Annotated in this window: 15 protein-coding genes; all 15 read right to left on the reverse strand. The window is 47.1% G+C overall.

The features are described from left to right. Nucleotides 1-101: 101 nt before the first annotated feature. Entirely contained in the window at nt 102-1,802 is a 1,701-nt protein-coding gene (locus WQ57_RS02440) for a proline--tRNA ligase (protein ID WP_046522139.1), read from the reverse strand. 92 nt (nt 1,803-1,894) lie between these two features. Further along, nucleotides 1,895-3,154 (reverse strand): RIP metalloprotease RseP, encoded by a 1,260-nt coding sequence (rseP, locus tag WQ57_RS02445; RefSeq protein WP_046522140.1) that lies wholly within the window; start codon nt 3,152-3,154, stop codon nt 1,895-1,897. 15 nt (nt 3,155-3,169) lie between these two features. Next, nucleotides 3,170-4,315 (reverse strand): 1-deoxy-D-xylulose-5-phosphate reductoisomerase, encoded by a 1,146-nt coding sequence (gene dxr / locus WQ57_RS02450; RefSeq protein WP_046522141.1) that lies wholly within the window; start codon nt 4,313-4,315, stop codon nt 3,170-3,172. A gap of 65 nt (nt 4,316-4,380) precedes the next feature. Then, complete coding sequence (locus WQ57_RS02455) at nt 4,381-5,175, reverse strand: phosphatidate cytidylyltransferase (RefSeq protein WP_046522142.1); 795 nt, start codon at nt 5,173-5,175, stop codon at nt 4,381-4,383. Nucleotides 5,176-5,191: 16 nt separating this feature from the next. After that, nucleotides 5,192-5,968 carry an isoprenyl transferase gene (locus WQ57_RS02460; protein ID WP_046522143.1) on the reverse strand — a complete coding sequence of 259 codons (777 nt, stop codon included), beginning with the start codon at nt 5,966-5,968 and terminating at the stop codon, nt 5,192-5,194. 247 nt (nt 5,969-6,215) lie between these two features. After that, nucleotides 6,216-6,773, reverse strand: coding sequence for a ribosome recycling factor (gene frr, locus WQ57_RS02470; protein ID WP_046522145.1), 558 nt, complete (start codon nt 6,771-6,773; stop codon nt 6,216-6,218). Nucleotides 6,774-6,775: 2 nt separating this feature from the next. Further along, nucleotides 6,776-7,498, reverse strand: a complete 723-nt coding sequence (gene pyrH, locus WQ57_RS02475) for a UMP kinase (protein ID WP_046522146.1) — start codon at nt 7,496-7,498, stop codon at nt 6,776-6,778. Nucleotides 7,499-7,579: 81 nt separating this feature from the next. Then, nucleotides 7,580-8,464, reverse strand: a complete 885-nt coding sequence (gene tsf, locus WQ57_RS02480; protein ID WP_046522147.1) for a translation elongation factor Ts — start codon at nt 8,462-8,464, stop codon at nt 7,580-7,582. Between the two features lie 126 nt (nt 8,465-8,590). Next, on the reverse strand, nt 8,591-9,301 hold the full coding sequence (rpsB, locus tag WQ57_RS02485) for a 30S ribosomal protein S2 (RefSeq protein ID WP_046522288.1): 711 nt from the start codon (nt 9,299-9,301) through the stop codon (nt 8,591-8,593). A gap of 207 nt (nt 9,302-9,508) precedes the next feature. Further along, complete coding sequence (gene codY / locus WQ57_RS02490; protein ID WP_046522148.1) at nt 9,509-10,288, reverse strand: GTP-sensing pleiotropic transcriptional regulator CodY; 780 nt, start codon at nt 10,286-10,288, stop codon at nt 9,509-9,511. A 123-nt stretch (nt 10,289-10,411) separates the two neighbouring features. Next, nucleotides 10,412-11,818: an HslU--HslV peptidase ATPase subunit gene (gene hslU, locus WQ57_RS02495; protein ID WP_046522149.1), complete on the reverse strand. Its 1,407-nt coding sequence runs from the start codon at nt 11,816-11,818 to the stop codon at nt 10,412-10,414. Between the two features lie 16 nt (nt 11,819-11,834). Further along, nucleotides 11,835-12,377 (reverse strand): ATP-dependent protease subunit HslV, encoded by a 543-nt coding sequence (hslV, locus tag WQ57_RS02500; RefSeq protein ID WP_046522150.1) that lies wholly within the window; start codon nt 12,375-12,377, stop codon nt 11,835-11,837. 21 nt (nt 12,378-12,398) lie between these two features. Continuing rightward, on the reverse strand, nt 12,399-13,301 hold the full coding sequence (xerC, locus tag WQ57_RS02505; RefSeq protein WP_046522151.1) for a tyrosine recombinase XerC: 903 nt from the start codon (nt 13,299-13,301) through the stop codon (nt 12,399-12,401). Nucleotides 13,302-13,364: 63 nt separating this feature from the next. Continuing rightward, entirely contained in the window at nt 13,365-14,672 is a 1,308-nt protein-coding gene (gene trmFO / locus WQ57_RS02510) for an FADH(2)-oxidizing methylenetetrahydrofolate--tRNA-(uracil(54)-C(5))-methyltransferase TrmFO (RefSeq protein WP_046522152.1), read from the reverse strand. A gap of 321 nt (nt 14,673-14,993) precedes the next feature. Then, on the reverse strand, nt 14,994-17,069 hold the full coding sequence (gene topA / locus WQ57_RS02515; RefSeq protein WP_046522153.1) for a type I DNA topoisomerase: 2,076 nt from the start codon (nt 17,067-17,069) through the stop codon (nt 14,994-14,996). Nucleotides 17,070-17,163: the final 94 nt, after the last annotated feature.

Raw genomic sequence — 17,163 nt, forward strand, 5'->3', positions numbered from 1 at the left:
AAATACTAGGAAATGATTAGGAGTTGCGTTGCATAAAAACGGACACCCACCATAGGGATGGATGCCCGCTTTTTCAATTGGTGAATCACTCACCTGTGTCCTTATCCTTTTAAAAGTTTGGCAATGGTTTCTTCAAGCTGGTCGACATGTACTTCCTCCATGTCTCCCGTTTTCCGGGACTTCACTTCGACAATGCCTTCTGCAGCTTTTTTGCCGACCGTAATCCGGACTGGCAGGCCGATGAGATCGGAGTCGGCAAACTTGACGCCCGGGCGCTCCTGGCGGTCATCGAACAGGACATCGTAGCGTACACCTTTCAGCTTTGTGTACAGCTCGTCAGCCACTTGGGCCTGGGCGTTGTCCTTCATATTGACGGCAATCAAGTGCAGCTGGAACGGAGCGACCTCAGCCGGCCAGACGAGACCTTTTTCATCATTGAACTGTTCGGCTACAGCAGCCATTACACGGGAAACACCAATTCCGTAGCAGCCCATGATCATCGGCTGGGTACGGCCATTTTCATCAAGGTATACAGCATTCATCGCTTCACTGTATCTCGTGCCAAGCTTGAAGATATGGCCGACTTCGATGCCCTTGGCAAACAAAATGTTTCCCTGGCCGTCCGGGGATGGATCCCCTTCCTGTATGAAGCGCAAATCAGCGTACTTGCTGACAGCAAAATCGCGATCAGGGTTCACGTTCACATAATGATAATTCTCTTCATTTGCCCCGCAAATTCCATTGACGACAGCTGCTACGGCATGGTCGGCAACAACCTCTACATCCTTCACGCCGATTGGCCCAATTGAACCGACAGAACAGCCGAGAATCCGCTTTGTATCTTCGGCATCAGCAAGTTCGACCGTAGCCGCTCCAAGCAGGTTTTTAAGCTTGATGTCATTCACTTCGTGATCTCCGCGCACAAGGGCGAGCACATAGGAATCATCCACCTTGAATAGCAGGGACTTGATGCAGTCCTTCGCACCTGCCTTCAGGAATTCCGACACTTCTGCAATGGTCTTCTGGTTTTCTGTCAGGACTTTGTCCAGCTCTTTTGCAGCCTCGTGCTTCCTCGAATATTCCATGGCTACTGGCGCCATTTCGATATTGGCCGCATAGCTGGAGGTATCGGAGTAGGCGATTGTGTCTTCGCCGATATCGGAAAGGACCATAAATTCATGAGTGTCCTTTCCTCCCATTGCGCCTGAATCGGCAATTACCGCACGGAAGTCGAGCCCGCAGCGCGAGAAGACATTTGAATAGGCTTTAAAGAGCAGCTCGTACACAGTATCAAGGCTTTCCTGGGATGAGTGGAAGGAATAGGCATCCTTCATGATGAATTCGCGGCCGCGAAGCAATCCAAAGCGGGGGCGTTTCTCATCCCGGAATTTGGTCTGGATTTGATAGAGAGTCAGCGGAAGACGCTTGTAGGATTTCACTTCATCGCGTACCAGGCTGGTAATCACTTCTTCATGGGTGGCCCCCAGAGCAAAATCGCGTTCATGACGGTCCTTCAGCCTCATTAGTTCAGGTCCGTACGTATACCATCTGCCAGATTCCTGCCATAGCTCAGCCTGCTGGAGGGCAGGCATTAAAAGCTCAACTCCCCCTGCATTATCCATTTCCTCGCGGATGATGTTTTCGATTTTCTGCAGCGCTCTTTTTGCGAGCGGCATATACGAGTAGACTCCGCTTGTATTCTGGCGGATATATCCTGCCCTCAACAGAAGCTGATGGCTTTTGATTTCAGCATCAGACGGTACTTCGCGCAGCGTCGGTATTAAGGTCATGCTTTGTTTCATTAGTTATACACCTCATCTATAAAATAAAAAACGGCAAAAAAGAGAGACGATACCATCCCGGATGGAGACCGGGATGGTATCGTGCAGCTTCCTTACAGGAAGAACCTTTGGATATCGTTCCAGGTGACCACAAGCATCAGCAGCATCAGCAGGGCAAATCCGATAAAGTGGACCATTCCTTCTTTGTGGCGGTCAATCGGCTTGCCTCTTACTGCCTCGACAGCGAAGAACATCAATCTTCCCCCATCAAGTGCAGGGATCGGCAGGAGGTTCATAATCCCGAGGTTTATGCTGAGCACCGCAGCCCATCTCATCAGATACCAAACTCCGGATTGGGCGACAATGCTGGTCGATTCATAAATTCCAACCGGTCCGGAAAGGGCATCAATTGAAAATTGACCTGTGATCAGCTTTCCTACGGATGTAATAATCAGCACGGTCCAGTTGTAGGTCTCTTCAAACCCATAAACGACCGCTTTAAGCGGCGATTTTTCTACCGGACTGTAGACACCAATGATTCCGATGGTCTGACCCTCAACTTCGCGGGCAGCTGGCGTCACCGAAATTTCCAAGGTTTCTCCGCCTCGCTCAACAACGAATTCAAGATTTTCACCTGGATTTTTCTGGATGATTTCAACCACATCTGTCCAGCTGGATATTTCGGACCCTTCGATGCTGTGGACGATATCGCCTTCCTGCAGCCCCGCTTCAAGCGCCGAGCCATCCGGTGCAAGCTTTCCAAGCATTGGTTCATTTGAAGGCATTCCCTGGAATAATGCGATGATAATGAAAACGACAAGCGCGAGGATAAAATTGAACAACGGCCCGGCAAAGATGGCCATGGCCCTTTGGCCCAGAGTCTTGGAAGCAAATTGCCTGTCATAAGGAGCAATCTGGCTCTCCACCCCATTTTCCACAAGCACTGCTTCAGGGCTGACTTCGAACCTTTGCAGCTTTTCATCGTCACCATCTTCATAGCCATTGATGAAAAGCTTGTGCTCAATGTCCGCCTGCTCAACCTCGATAATGCGGGCATCGGGATACTTGTCTTTGTTGTTCAAGATGATTTTGTCCACCTGATTATCCCTGTTAAACAGCAGGCCAATCCGGTACCCCGGCTTAATTTCCACCATTTCCGGGTCTTCGCCTGCCATCCTGACAAAACCGCCAATTGGCAGCAGCCGGATCGTGTAGGTCGTTTCGTTTTTCGTCGTGGAGAATACCTTTGGCCCCATGCCGATGGCAAACTCGCGGCAAAGGATGCCGGCCCGCTTGGCAAAAATTAAATGGCCCAGCTCATGAAAGAATACGAGAGCGCCAAAAATGACGATAAAGGCAATGACTGTACTCATTAGATAACCACCTTTTTAAGGGATAAGGATGCTTACATCTTGTCTGGTTTTTTCATCAATGGCTTTTATGGTTTCCAAATCGGGATTAAGGATGTTTTCATGGGAATCAAGCATCTTTTCAATCAAATCCTCGATTTGAAGGAATGTGATCCGCCCTTCCAGGAAAGCCGCGACAGCCGCCTCGTTCGCTGCATTTAAAACCGTAGGCATGGTCCCGCCGGCCCTGCCGGCATCAAAGGCAAACTTTAGGCAGCGGAACCGGTCAAAATCCATCTGTGAAAAATGCAATTTCCCTATCTCCGCCAGATTCAGCCTCTTGCCGGATGGCAAAGGGAGACGGTCCGGATAGGTAAGGGCATACTGGATTGGAACTCTCATATCCGGAGTCCCCAGCTGGGCGATGATGCTGGAGTCATGAAACTCGATCATGGAGTGGATGATGCTTTCCTTATGAAGGAGCACCGAGATCTGGTCGTAAGGCATGGAAAAAAGCCAATGTGCCTCAATCACCTCTAGCCCTTTGTTCATCATGGTAGCCGAATCAATCGTAATTTTTGCACCCATTGACCAGTTGGGGTGGTTCAAAGCCTCTGACACCGTCACTCCAACCAGTTCTTCCCTCGTACGGTCGCGGAAGCTTCCTCCCGAGGCCGTTAAAATCAACTGCTCAATATTTTTCGCCCTTTCACCTTGAAGAGCCTGATAAATGGCCGAGTGCTCACTGTCCACTGGCAGGATGGGCACTCCATGCTTTTTGGCAGCTTCCATAACAAGGTGTCCTGCTGTTACAAGTGTCTCTTTATTGGCAATCGCAATGGTTTTGCCTGCCTCAATGGCCTTAAGGGTTGGAGACAGTCCGACACTTCCGAGGACGGCATTTACAAGAATATCAGCGTTTGAATAAACGGCTGCCTCTTCAAGCCCTGTTGGTCCATAGCCAATTTTCAGGCCGGGGAATTCAGCCTTGAGCTTGTCGCTGTCGCCTCTTTCCTGCACCGACACGTATTCAGGCTGAAACTCGGCAACAGCCTTGCGGACAAGTTCTAGATTCCGGCCGGCCGACAGGCTGACAAGCTTAAACTCTGCAGGATGTTCTCTGATGATATCGAGCGTTTGGACCCCGATGGACCCTGTTGCTCCTAATAAACTGATTTTTTTCACTCATTTCACTCCTATTAATAACACACAGCAGTGCTTTTCACTGCGGATGAAGCCTTTTTCCCATTCTACAGCATATTCATGAAGTGAAGCAGAGGCAGGACGAACAGCAGGCTGTCGAACCTGTCCAAAATTCCTCCATGGCCGGGAAGGATCCTTCCCGAGTCCTTGACATGGTAATGCCGTTTCATGGCTGATTCGACCAAGTCGCCAACCTGCCCGGAGATGGACAGCACTGCGGTTGCCAGAAGCAGGAGCAGCAACGGTACATTCATTTCGGCAAACAAGCCGAAGAGCAGACCGACAATCATGGCACATACAATTCCGCCAAAGAAGCCTTCCCTTGTTTTATTCGGGCTGATTTCCGGCCAGAGCTTATTCTTGCCGATGGCCCTGCCGATGAAATAGGCCCCTGAATCTGTCGCCCAGATCAGGAACAAGGAATAAAACACAAACGTCAGCCCATTATCACTGGCTCTTGTTTCAATGAAATAGTAAAAGCCTATCCCCACATAAAGGGTTGCCATTATGGAAAAGGCTACATCATCGAAGGTAAACCGGTTTTTTGTCACAACGGTATAAGTTAGAAATAATAGCACTGCAAAAAGGGTAAGTTCGATTTTGCTGTAGTTCATGTCAGCCAGGATTTCATGATAATCGCTTGGAATAAGAAATATCCATAGCAAGATTAGTGAAATGATGCCTGGTATTGACCATATTTTTATATTGCGCATTTTCAGTGCTTCGTACAGGCCCACAGATGCCAGCAGGTAAACCATCAGCACGAACGGCCAACCGCCAAAAAGGACGATCGGAAGAAAAACGGCTGCTGCAATGACCCCTGTTATAATTCTTTGCTTCATCTAATCAACACCTTTATTATACTCCTCCAAATCGCCGCTGGCGGCTTTGGAATACTTCGATGGCCTCGACAAAATGCTCCTCGCTGAAATCCGGCCACAATACATCAGTGAACCAAAACTCCGAGTAGGCAAGCTGCCAAAGCATAAAATTGCTCAGTCGTATTTCTCCGCTCGTTCGGATCAGCAGGTCTGGATCCGGCAGGGATGAGGTCATCAGATAAGAGGAAAAAGTCTCTTCATCCAGTTCGCCCACTTCCAGTGTGCCTTTATTGCAGTCATTTAAAACGTCCTTGACTGCATCCAGTATCTCTGCCCTGCTTCCATAATTCAGCGCAAAGTTCAAAGTCAGGCCGGTATTATCCTTGGTGTCCTTCATGGCCTTTTCGACCGCTCTCTGCGTATGGGGCGGCAATTTGTCTTTGTAGCCCATCATTGTTACTTTGACATTTTCTTCAACAAGTTCGGGAAGATAGGTGCCAAGAAATTCCTCGGGAAGCTTCATCAGGAAGTCTACTTCCCGTTTTGGCCGCTTCCAGTTCTCCGTCGAAAACGCATAGACTGTCAACGTTTTAACCCCGAGCTGACTGGCAAGCTTGGTGATTTTGCGAACGACCTTCATCCCTTCATGATGGCCAGCAATCCTCGGCAGTGATCTCTTTTGTGCCCATCTGCCGTTTCCATCCATAATGATTGCGATATGCGAAGGCGGTTCCTGTGACTTTACTTGCAAGATTCGTTCATTAAGGCTGGAAGCTTTATTCTGGGTCTTCCAGGGATTTAGTTTGTTTAACATAAGACAGCTCCCCTAAGGTAGGATAAACGTGGCTCCAACAGGAAATAACAGGTAATGGTTGGCGCCCTGATTTCCGTATGTTCCTATCATACCAAAAATGAAAAAAGATATCTCTATAAATACTATGTAGACCGATTCTCAATCAGAATATCCCATCCTGCCATGTTTTTTCAGGCCTATGAAAAAACCCCCATTGCAAGGGGGCTTTTCATATTGGAATTTTCACATTACAATCTGGCTGTCAAAGCTAAACTTCCAGTAATTCCTTTTCTTTATCCTTCGTAATCTGGTCGATTTTATTAATGAATTCGTCCGTCAGCTTTTGAATGTCCTCGGAGTAGCCGCGAAGAGCATCCTCAGTAATTTCACCGTTTTTCTCAAGCTTTTTAAGTTCGTCGTTGCCATCACGGCGGATATTGCGGATGCCTACTTTGGCTTCTTCAGATTCTTTTTTCACTTGCTTAGCCAGTTCCCGGCGGCGTTCTTCTGTCAATTGAGGAATCGCCAGACGGATGATGGATCCATCACTTGTAGGATTGATGCCAAGATCCGATTTCATGATAGCTTTCTCAATCTCACCCAGGATGGATTTATCATAAGGCTGGATGACCAGAAGCCTTGCTTCCGGAACGGAAATACCAGCAAGCTGGTTAACAGGTGTAGGCGCTCCGTAATAATCAACAGTGATCCTGTCTAAAAGAGACGCGCTTGCGCGGCCTGCACGGATGCTTGCCAACTCGCGTGTGTAAGCCTGGATGGCTTTGCTCATTCTGTCCTTTGCCTTTTCAATGACTTGTTTTGGCATGATTATTTCCCCCTCACAATAGTTCCGATTTTTTCACCCATAACGGCTCTCTTAATATTACCTTCCTCCATAATAGAGAATACAATCAATGGGATGTCGTTGTCCATACATAAGGAAGAAGCGGTGGAGTCCATGACTGCCAGGCCTTCCTTAATGACATCAAGGTAAGAAAGTTCATCATATTTCACAGCATCTTTATTGGTCCGAGGATCTGCTGAATAGACACCATCGACATTGTTCTTGGCCATCAGAATCGCTTCGGCTTCAATTTCTGCCGCTCTTAAGGCTGCTGTTGTATCTGTTGAAAAATATGGGTTGCCGGTGCCAGCAGCAAAGATGACAACACGGGTTTTCTCAAGGTGGCGGATCGCACGTCTGCGGATGTATGGTTCGGCGACCTGGCGCATCTCAATGGACGTCTGAACCCGCGTTTCCACACCTTCATGCTCAAGGCTGTCCTGAAGAGCAAGTGAATTCATGACGGTTGCCAGCATCCCCATATAATCCGCTGTTGCCCGGTCCATGCCCATCTCTTCACCAATCTTGCCGCGCCAGATATTGCCGCCTCCAACTACAACCGCTACCTCGACACCAAGGTCGGCAAGCTCCTTGACCTGGCTGGCTACATTCTTAATGACAGTAGGGTTGATGCCAAAGCCTTGTTCCCCTGCTAAAGCCTCTCCGCTTAACTTTAAGACAACACGTTTGTATTTTGGGCTGCTCATAGAAACCTCCATTTATGTAAAAAAGAATTTATTTCAAAAACAGGGAACACAAAGTGTTCCCTGATTGTTTCATTCACATTATTATTTCTTGTTTACCTGGTTCATTACTTCTTCAGCGAAGTTGTCTTCGCGCTTCTCGATTCCTTCGCCAACTTCGTAGCGAACGAACTCACGGACAGTGCCGCCTTTGGATTCAACAAACTGGCGTACTTTCTGATCAGGATTCTTTACGAATGACTGATCAAGAAGGCAGACATCTTCAAAGTACTTGCCAAGACGTCCTTCAACCATTTTCGCCACGATGTTTTCCGGCTTTCCTTCGTTCAGCGCCTGTTGAGTCAGAACCTGACGCTCGCGCTCAACTTCTTCCTGGGAAACTTCGTCACGGGAAACGTATTTAGGATTGATCGCCGCAATATGCATGGAAACGTCCTTAGCAGCTGCTTCATCAGTAGTTCCTTCAAGAACAGTCAGGACCGCAATGCGTCCTCCCATATGAAGGTAAGCACCAAATGCATCGGCATCTGTTTTGGTTTTTACTTCGAAACGGCGAAGGGAAAGCTTTTCACCAATTTTAGCGATTGCTGCATTAATGTGGGCTTCAACTGTTGCACCGTTGTCCATTGTTTGAGCATTAGCTTCTTCAACCGTTGCAGGCTTGTTTTTAAGAATATGAGCACCAAGCTCTTTCACAAGATTCTGGAACCCTTCATTTTTCGCTACGAAGTCTGTTTCAGAGTTGACTTCAAGGATGACAGCTTCGTTTCCTTCAACAACTACGGAAGCAAGACCTTCAGCTGCAATGCGGTCGCCTTTCTTTGCTGCTTTCGCAATTCCCTTTTCACGAAGGAAGTCAATTGCTTTTTCCATGTCTCCATCTACTTCTTGAAGGGCTTTCTTGCAATCCATCATTCCAGCGCCAGTTTTTTCACGAAGTTCTTTAACCATTTGTGCTGTAATTGCCATATCGTTTATTCCTCCTTAATTTTTGTCGGTATGTACCTATTGCCTATTTTCTCATTAATCTAGAGTTTTAAACTCTAAAAAAAGGTGATAAAGGGTATCCCTATATCACCTTTCCCCATTTCTAGCTTAAGCTTCAACAGGTTCTGCTGTTTCTTCGCCCTGTTTTGCTTCAAGAATCGCATCTGCCATTTTGCCTGTCAACAATTTAACCGCGCGGATTGCATCGTCGTTTGCAGGGATGACAACATCGATTTCATCTGGATCGCAGTTTGTATCAACGATACCAACGATTGGAATGTTCAGTTTGCGAGCTTCCGCAACTGCAATGCGCTCTTTGCGTGGATCGATGATGAAAAGAGCATCAGGAAGGCTCTTCATATCTTTGATACCGCCAAGGAATTTTTCCAAGCGCTCTTGCTCTTTTCTTAATTGAACAACTTCTTTCTTCGGAAGAACTTCAAAAGTTCCGTCTTCTGACATTCTTTCGATATCTTTAAGGCGCGCAATACGCTTTTGGATTGTTTCGAAGTTTGTTAGTGTTCCGCCCAACCAGCGCTGGTTAACATAGTACATGCCAGAACGTTCTGCTTCTTCTTTCACAGAGTCCTGAGCTTGTTTCTTTGTACCAACGAAAAGAACAGTACCGCCTTCAGCAGCTAATTCTTTTACCCAGTTGTAAGCTTCCTCTACCTTCTTAACTGTCTTTTGAAGGTCGATGATGTAGATGCCGTTACGCTCAGTGAAGATATATTTCTTCATCTTAGGGTTCCAGCGGCGAGTCTGGTGACCGAAATGTACACCAGCTTCAAGCAATTGCTTCATTGAAATGACTGACATGATTTTTCCTCCTAATGGTTTTTGTTTGCCTCCGGCCATTTCCTCTTTGAGCGAAAACTGTTGGAACAGCACCATCCGCCCAAATCCATGACCGTGTGTATTAACACCGTTTAATACTATAGCACATGAGGAGTCCACAATCAAGTACTGGTTTGGAATTCCCCATAAAAAATCCTGTTCTGGGGAACAGGATTTTTAAAGCTCAACTTAATTAGATTTCAGCTTTTCAAGCTCGAGAAGGAATTTGTCATTCAGGACCTTGATGTAGGTACCTTTCATTCCTAGTGAACGAGACTCAATGACCCCTGCGCTTTCCAGCTTGCGCAGTGCGTTTACGATCACGGAACGTGTGATGCCCACACGATCGGCAATCTTGGAAGCGACAAGCAAGCCTTCCTTGCCATTCAACTCTTCAAAAATATGTTCAATCGCTTCAAGCTCGCTGTAGGAAAGGGAGCTGATTGCCATCTGTACGACAGCCTTGCTGCGTGCTTCCTCTTCGATTTCTTCCGCTTTTTCGCGAAGGATTTCCATGCCGACAACTGTGGAGCTGTATTCAGCCAAAATCAGATCATCATCACGGAATGGCGCTTCTACGCGGCCTAGCAGCAGGGTCCCCAAACGCTCACCGCCTCCGATGATTGGAACAATTGTCGTCAAGCCATTCTTGAACAAGTCTTTGTTTTCAACCGGGAAGATGGTGTATTCACTTTCCACATCCAGGTTTGAAGATGTCTCGTGGATATTGAACAGGCCTTGAGTATACTCTTCCGGGAACTGGCGGTCTTCAAGCATTTTTTTGATACGCTCGTTTTCAATCTGCTGATTGATGGCAAAGCCAAGCAGCTTTCCGCGGCGGCTTACAATAAAGATATTTGCTTCAATGACTTCGGATAATGTCTCAGACATTTCCTTGAAATTTACCGGCTTTCCAGCAGCCTTTTGCAGCAATGCATTGATTTTTCTAGTTTTCGACAATAAGTCCATTTAATTCTTCCTCCTATTTGCATAAACAAATCTACCATTTGTGTTGCTTCTTATATCAGTGAATTTTCCGGGAACATGGTTCATTTTTTGTCTACCCATAACACCATGTGACAAAACGGATGTTTACAGGATGAACCTGCTCAAATCCTTGTTGCGGGAAATCGCGCCGAGTTTCTCCTCCACATACTGGGGAGTGATCACTATCTTTTCCATTGTAATATCAGGAGCCTCAAAGCTTAAATCCTCAAGCAATTTCTCAAGAATGGTGTGCAGCCTTCTCGCCCCAATATTGTCGGTATTCTGGTTCACCTCATACGCAACCTCAGCTAATTTACGTATAGCATCGTCAGAAAATTCAATTTGTATACCTTCTGTTTCCAATAATGCTTCATATTGTTTTGTAAGTGCATTATCAGGCTCCACAAGAATCCGGTAAAAGTCGTCCACAGTGAGTTTGGTCAGTTCCACCCGAATTGGAAAGCGGCCCTGAAGTTCCGGTATCAAATCAGATGGCTTTACCATATGGAAAGCACCTGCTGCAATGAACAGAACATGGTCTGTTTTGACCGGGCCATATTTTGTGACAACGGTTGAACCTTCCACAACCGGCAGTATATCACGCTGGACGCCTTCGCGGGAGACATCGGCCGATGATCCGCCTGAACTTTTGCTGGCAATCTTGTCAATCTCGTCGATGAATATGATTCCTGTCTGCTCAGCCCTGACAGTCGCCTCCTGGGCAACTTCGTCCATATCGATCAATTTTTGTGCTTCTTCATTTGCCAGCACCTTTCTAGCCTCTTTGACAGGAAGTTTGCGTTTTTTCCGTTTCTTCGGCATTAGGTTTCCAAGCGCGTCCTGCATGTTCATTCCCATCTGTTCCATGCCCGAACCCTGAAGCATATCGAACATCGAAGGAGTCTGTTCTTCCACTTCAACAGTCACAACCTCATTCTCGAGTTCGCCTTGCTGAAGCTTTAGCTCCACAGCCCTTCGACGGTCCCTTAAGTTCATGTCTTCCGTCGCTGAAGAGTTATCCTGCTCCTGCTGGGCCGCCCCGCCGAACAGCATTTCCAGCGGATTTTTATAATTGGCTGATTTCTTGGCCGAAGGGACGAGCAATTCGACCAGGCGCCGGTTGGCGTTTTCTTCCGCCCGTTCCTTGACACCCTGCATTTTTTCTTCCTTTACAAGGCGGACAGACGTTTCAACCAAATCACGGACCATGGATTCAACATCCCGGCCGACATAGCCGACCTCCGTGAATTTCGTAGCCTCAACCTTCACAAAAGGAGCTCTTACCATTTTTGCCATTCTTCTGGCAATTTCAGTCTTGCCAACACCTGTAGGTCCAATCATCAAAATGTTTTTCGGGGAGATTTCGTCCCTGATTTCTTCCGAAAGGAGACTTCGGCGATATCGGTTCCTCAAGGCTACCGCCACGGCCTTTTTGGCCTCTTTTTGCCCAATGATGTATTGGTCGAGCCGTTCAACAATTTGCCTTGGAGTCAGGTTATTTGTATTTTTCATACGTGCTGCTCCTCCCCTATAATTCTTCCACGATAATATTGGAGTTCGTATAGACACAGATATCGGCTGCGATTTCAAGGGCAGCCTTGGCTATTTCTTTTGCCGTCAGGTGCTCCGACGCATACCTTTTCAGCGACCTTCCGGCAGCAAGCGCATAATTTCCGCCGGATCCGATTGCAAGGATTCCATCGTCCGGCTCGATTACTTCCCCGGTGCCCGAAATCAGCAGCATATGTTCCTCATTCATTACAATCAGCATCGCTTCAAGCTGTCTGAGCATCTTGTCGCCTCTCCATTGCTTGGCAAGTTCCACGGCGGCACGCTGAAGGCTTCCATTGTATTCCTCGAGCTTGGCTTCGAACATTTCAAACAAAGTAAAAGCATCTGCTACAGAGCCGGCAAAGCCGGCGATCACTTTTCCATTAAACAATTTTCTCACCTTGCGTGCTGTGTGTTTCATCACAACAGCGTTGCCGAATGTAACCTGACCATCCCCAGACATGGCACTTTTTCCATTGTGCTTTACTGCAAAAATGGTCGTTGCATGAAATTGAGACATCCCGTTTCCCTCCTTACAGACTTATGCCCTAGGATGTGTGGACATATAGGTCCGCCTTAAGTGTTCATTGGTTACATGTGTGTATATTTGCGTTGAAGAAAGGAAGGCATGGCCAAGCAGCTCCTGGACCGTCCTCATATCTGCTCCATTGTTCAGCAGATGGGTTGCGAATGTGTGCCGAAGCTTATGAGGGTGGATTTTCCCCTGCAGAGAGGAATTCTCAAACATCTTGTTCAAAATCCCCCGGACTCCCCGCGCTGTGAGCGGCCCGCCCCTGAAGTTGACGAACAAATAGCCATGATCCTCTTTATCACCAAGAAGTTCGTTTCTGGCTGATTGTATATAGGTTTGCAATTCATCATGAGCAAAACTTCCGAAAGGAACATATCTTTCTTTGTGCCCCTTTCCGTGAACAAGAACGGTCGACAGAAAAAAATCCAGATCGCTTAACCTGATTTTGCAGCATTCACTGACACGGATGCCCGTTCCATACAGCAATTCCAGCAGTGCTTTATTCCTCTTCCCAAGCGGGGTTTCTGTTTCACAGGCGTCAAAAAGCAGCTCCAGTTCCTGTTCATAAAAGAATTCCGGAAGCCGCTTTTCAGCCTTGGGAAGGGAAACAAGCGCGAACGGGTTTTCGTCAACAAGCTTTTCACGGACAAGGAACCTGTAAAAACTCCGCAGACAGGAAATTTTGCTTGCGGCCGTTCTCCTTGCCAGTTTTTTATCATACATCCTTGTCAAAAAAATCCTCACATCTCCATACTGGACTTCCGCCAGGCTTGGGATGGCTTGTTCAGCCATGAACATAAAAAAACTGGTAATGTCATGGTGGTATTGCTCAATGGTCGCTTGTGAGTAATTTTTCTCAATCTGCATATATTCGATAAATAATTTTAGAGCCTCGTGCTTGCCTACTTGCATAACCTGTCACCTCACATGGGCTACTAAATCGTACCACAATTCAGCAGCCCGCTGCAATAAAGTTTACAAATATTTCACAAAGTTCTGAATTGTTTCCAACGCCCGGTTTGCATGCTGTTCGTTTCGTTCTTGTTTTCCTTTGATTTTGACAGGCAGTTCAGGGAATAACCCAAAGTTGGCATTCATAGGCTGGAAGTTTTTAGAGTTGGTAGTCGTAATATAGCGTGACATGCTTCCCATAGCCGTTTCTGCCGGAAATTCCACCGGCTCTTCCCCTTTTACAAGCCTGGCAGCATTAATCCCGGCAATCAATCCACTTGCGGCCGATTCGACATATCCCTCGACTCCAGTCATTTGCCCTGCAAAGAACAAATCTTCCCTGTTTTTGAATTGATAGGTTGCTTTTAGCACTTTAGGTGAATTGATGAACGTATTTCTGTGCATTACGCCGTACCGGACAATTTCCGCATTTTCAAGACCCGGGATCAGCCGGATGACTTCTTTCTGAGGGCCCCATTTTAAATGCGTCTGAAATCCGACAATATTGTAAAGGGTTCCTGCAGCGTCATCCTGGCGAAGCTGGACAACGGCATAGGGACGCTTTCCTGTTTTCGGATCCTCAAGACCGACAGGCTTCATTGGTCCAAAGAGCATCGTTTTCCTGCCCCGGTTTGCCATTACCTCGATCGGCATGCAGCCTTCAAAGAAAATTTCTTTCTCGAATTCTTTCAGGGGAACCGTTTCCGCAGAAGTCAGCGCTTCGTAAAAGCGGTCAAATTCCTCCTCTGTCATCGGGCAGTTGAGGTACGCTGCCTCTCCCTTGTCATAACGGGACTTCAAATAGACTTTGTCCATATCAATGCTGTCTTTTTCAATGATTGGAGCAGCTGCATCATAAAAGTAAAGATACTCTTCCCCCGTTAGCTCTTTCAATCCAAGTGAAAGTGCTTCACTTGTAAGTGGGCCTGTTGCAATGATCGTTGGGCCTTCAGGAATTCCTGTAACTTCTTCATTAAAGACCGTCACATTCGGGTGGTTTTTCACCTGCTCGGTGACTCTAGCCGCAAAGTCATGACGATCCACGGCAAGGGCTCCGCCTGCCGGGACCGAACTTGCATCAGCTGAGCCAATGATAACAGAGTCAAGCATCCTCATTTCTTCCTTCAAAACTCCCACTGCATTTGTAAGAGTATTGGCACGAAGAGAATTGCTGCAAACCAGTTCGGCAAATTTATCTGTATGGTGGGCCGGTGTCTGCCTGACTGGCCTCATTTCATATAAGTTCACTTTTATCCCGCGCTTGGCAAGCTGCCAGGCGGCTTCACTGCCAGCAAGTCCTGCACCAACAACATTCACGATTTTTTCTGCCATTTTGTTTCCTCCAGTTGCTTCCATTATCTATATGCGATTGCTTGATTATCCCGCATTAACTGGCAGTAAGACCTCACTTCAGGATTTCAGAGAGGAAGCAATAAAGATTCGTGGGGATCAACTGCCAGTAAAGCCCGATTGGTTCAACTAACATTCAGTGGGGATGAAGCTCCCCCACTGAATGAAGTTTCACTTTATTTTGCCCTCAATAGTCCATTTTGCACTTTACATTACGAAAATAAAAGCAAAAAGTTTCAAGTTTGCAAAAAATGATTCTATCACAGTTTCCGCAAAAAGCAAAAGAGTGAGCTTATGCTCACCCTAACTTTGCTGCGCTTCCTTATAATCACATTCTGTACAGGAAACCTGAACGCCTTTTTTAAGCTTTTTCTCCACCATCAGGCTGTCACACTTCGGACAGCTGCGGGCGATCGGCTTATCCCAGGACAGGAACTCACAAGCCGGAAAGCGGTCACAGCCATAGAATATCCGCCGTTTTTTACTTTTCCGTTCGATAATGTTCCCTTCTTTGCAGTTCGGGCATTTTACGCCGATCTCCTTGACAATCGCTTTCGTATTGCGGCAATCCGGGAAGTTGCTGCATGCCATGAACTTACCGTACCGGCCCATTTTGAACACCATCTCATTGCCGCATTGCTCGCAGTCTTCCCCGGCAGGTTCATCCTTGATTTCAATTTCCTGCATCTCTTTTTCTGCTATTTCGAGGTGCTTTTCAAAGTCCTGGTAAAACTCATCAATGATTTTGACCCAATTGACTTTGCCATCTTCTACGTTATCCAGGTCTTGTTCCATTTTTGCGGTAAACTCGACATCAAGAATATCCGGAAAGAATTCCACCATCAGCTCATGGACGATTTCTCCCAGTTCTGTCGGAACAAATCTTTTGTTGTCCAAGGCGACATAGCTCCGCTTTTGAATCGTATCCAGTGTTGGCGCATAGGTGGAAGGTCGGCCGATTCCCAGTTCTTCAAGCGTCCTGACAAGACGGGCCTCCGTATACCGCGGCGGCGGCTGGGTAAAGTGCTGTTTGGGCTCCATGTCCTTCTTAAGTACCTCATCGCCTTCTTTGAGGTCCGGCAGCAGCCTGTCTTTCTCTTCAACCTGGTCATCCGAACCTTCTACATACACCTTCATGAAACCAGGGAACTTTACTTTCGATCCGGTCGCCCTGAAAATGACCCCAGAGTTTTCGAGGTCCACGCTCATGGTGTCCATGATCGCCGAGGCCATTTGACTTGCCACAAACCTCTCCCAGATTAGTTTGTATAAACGAAGCTGGTCTCTCGATAAAAATTCCTTCAGGCTGTTGGGCTCCTTCAGGACACTTGTTGGCCGGATGGCCTCGTGGGCATCCTGGGTATTTCCCTGTTTCTTTTCCTTCTTTGCTTCGCCCTTCAGGTACTCTTTGCCGTATTGACTAGTGATATAATTTGCTGCCTCAGCCTGTGCAACTTCGGAAATCCGCGTTGAATCCGTCCTCATATACGTAATCAAACCGACCGTTCCTTCTTTGCCCAGGTCAATTCCTTCGTATAGCTGCTGTGCAAGCATCATCGTCTTCTTGGCCCTGAAATTCAGTTTTCGGGCTGCCTCCTGCTGAAGGGAGGAAGTGATAAAGGCAGGGGAAGGGTGGCGTTTCCGTTCTTTTTTTACCACGGATGTAATACTGAATTTATTGCCCTTCAGCTGCTGCATCACCTTTTTGACATCGTCCTCTGATTTGAGTTCTGCTTTTTTACCATCCATTCCATAAAAAGAGCCTTCAAACTTGCTTTTTCCCTTGAGGAACTCGGCTCCAATCGTCCAGTATTCCTCCGGTTCAAACTTTTGGATCTCCCTTTCGCGCTCAATGATCAGCTTTAAGGCTACTGACTGGACACGGCCCGCGCTTAGGCCTTTTTTCACCTTTTTCCAAAGGATCGGGCTGATATTGTATCCGACAAGCCTGTCTAGTACGCGACGCGCCTGCTGAGCATCCACAAGGGCCATATTGATCGGGCGGGGATGCTTGAATGACTCCTTGATTGCATCCTTTGTAATCTCGTTAAAAACGACGCGGCAATCGGAGTTAACATCCACATCAAGACTATGGGCCAAATGCCAGGCAATCGCTTCCCCTTCGCGGTCGGGGTCAGCTGCGAGAAAAATTTTCTTGGCTTTGCGGGCAGCCGATTTCAATTCTTTTAAAACCGGTCCTTTTCCGCGAATCGTAATATACTTTGGCTCGAACTGATGCTCTATATCGACTCCCATCTGGCTCTTGGGCAAATCCCTTACATGTCCCATGGAAGCTTTAACTTTATATTTTTTTCCTAGGTAACGCTCAATCGTTTTCGCTTTCGCTGGCGACTCAACGATGACTAAAAATTCCGACATCCAATTTGTCCTCCTTAAGAGGGAATAAAATTACACCTATTATTTAATATTAAGAACCCCGCTGTCAATAAACAGGGCGAGTAACCGTTTTCAG

The sequence above is a fragment of the Mesobacillus campisalis genome (assembly GCF_000986785.1).
GTDB classification, from domain to species: Bacteria; Bacillota; Bacilli; order Bacillales; family Cytobacillaceae; genus Mesobacillus_B; species Mesobacillus_B campisalis.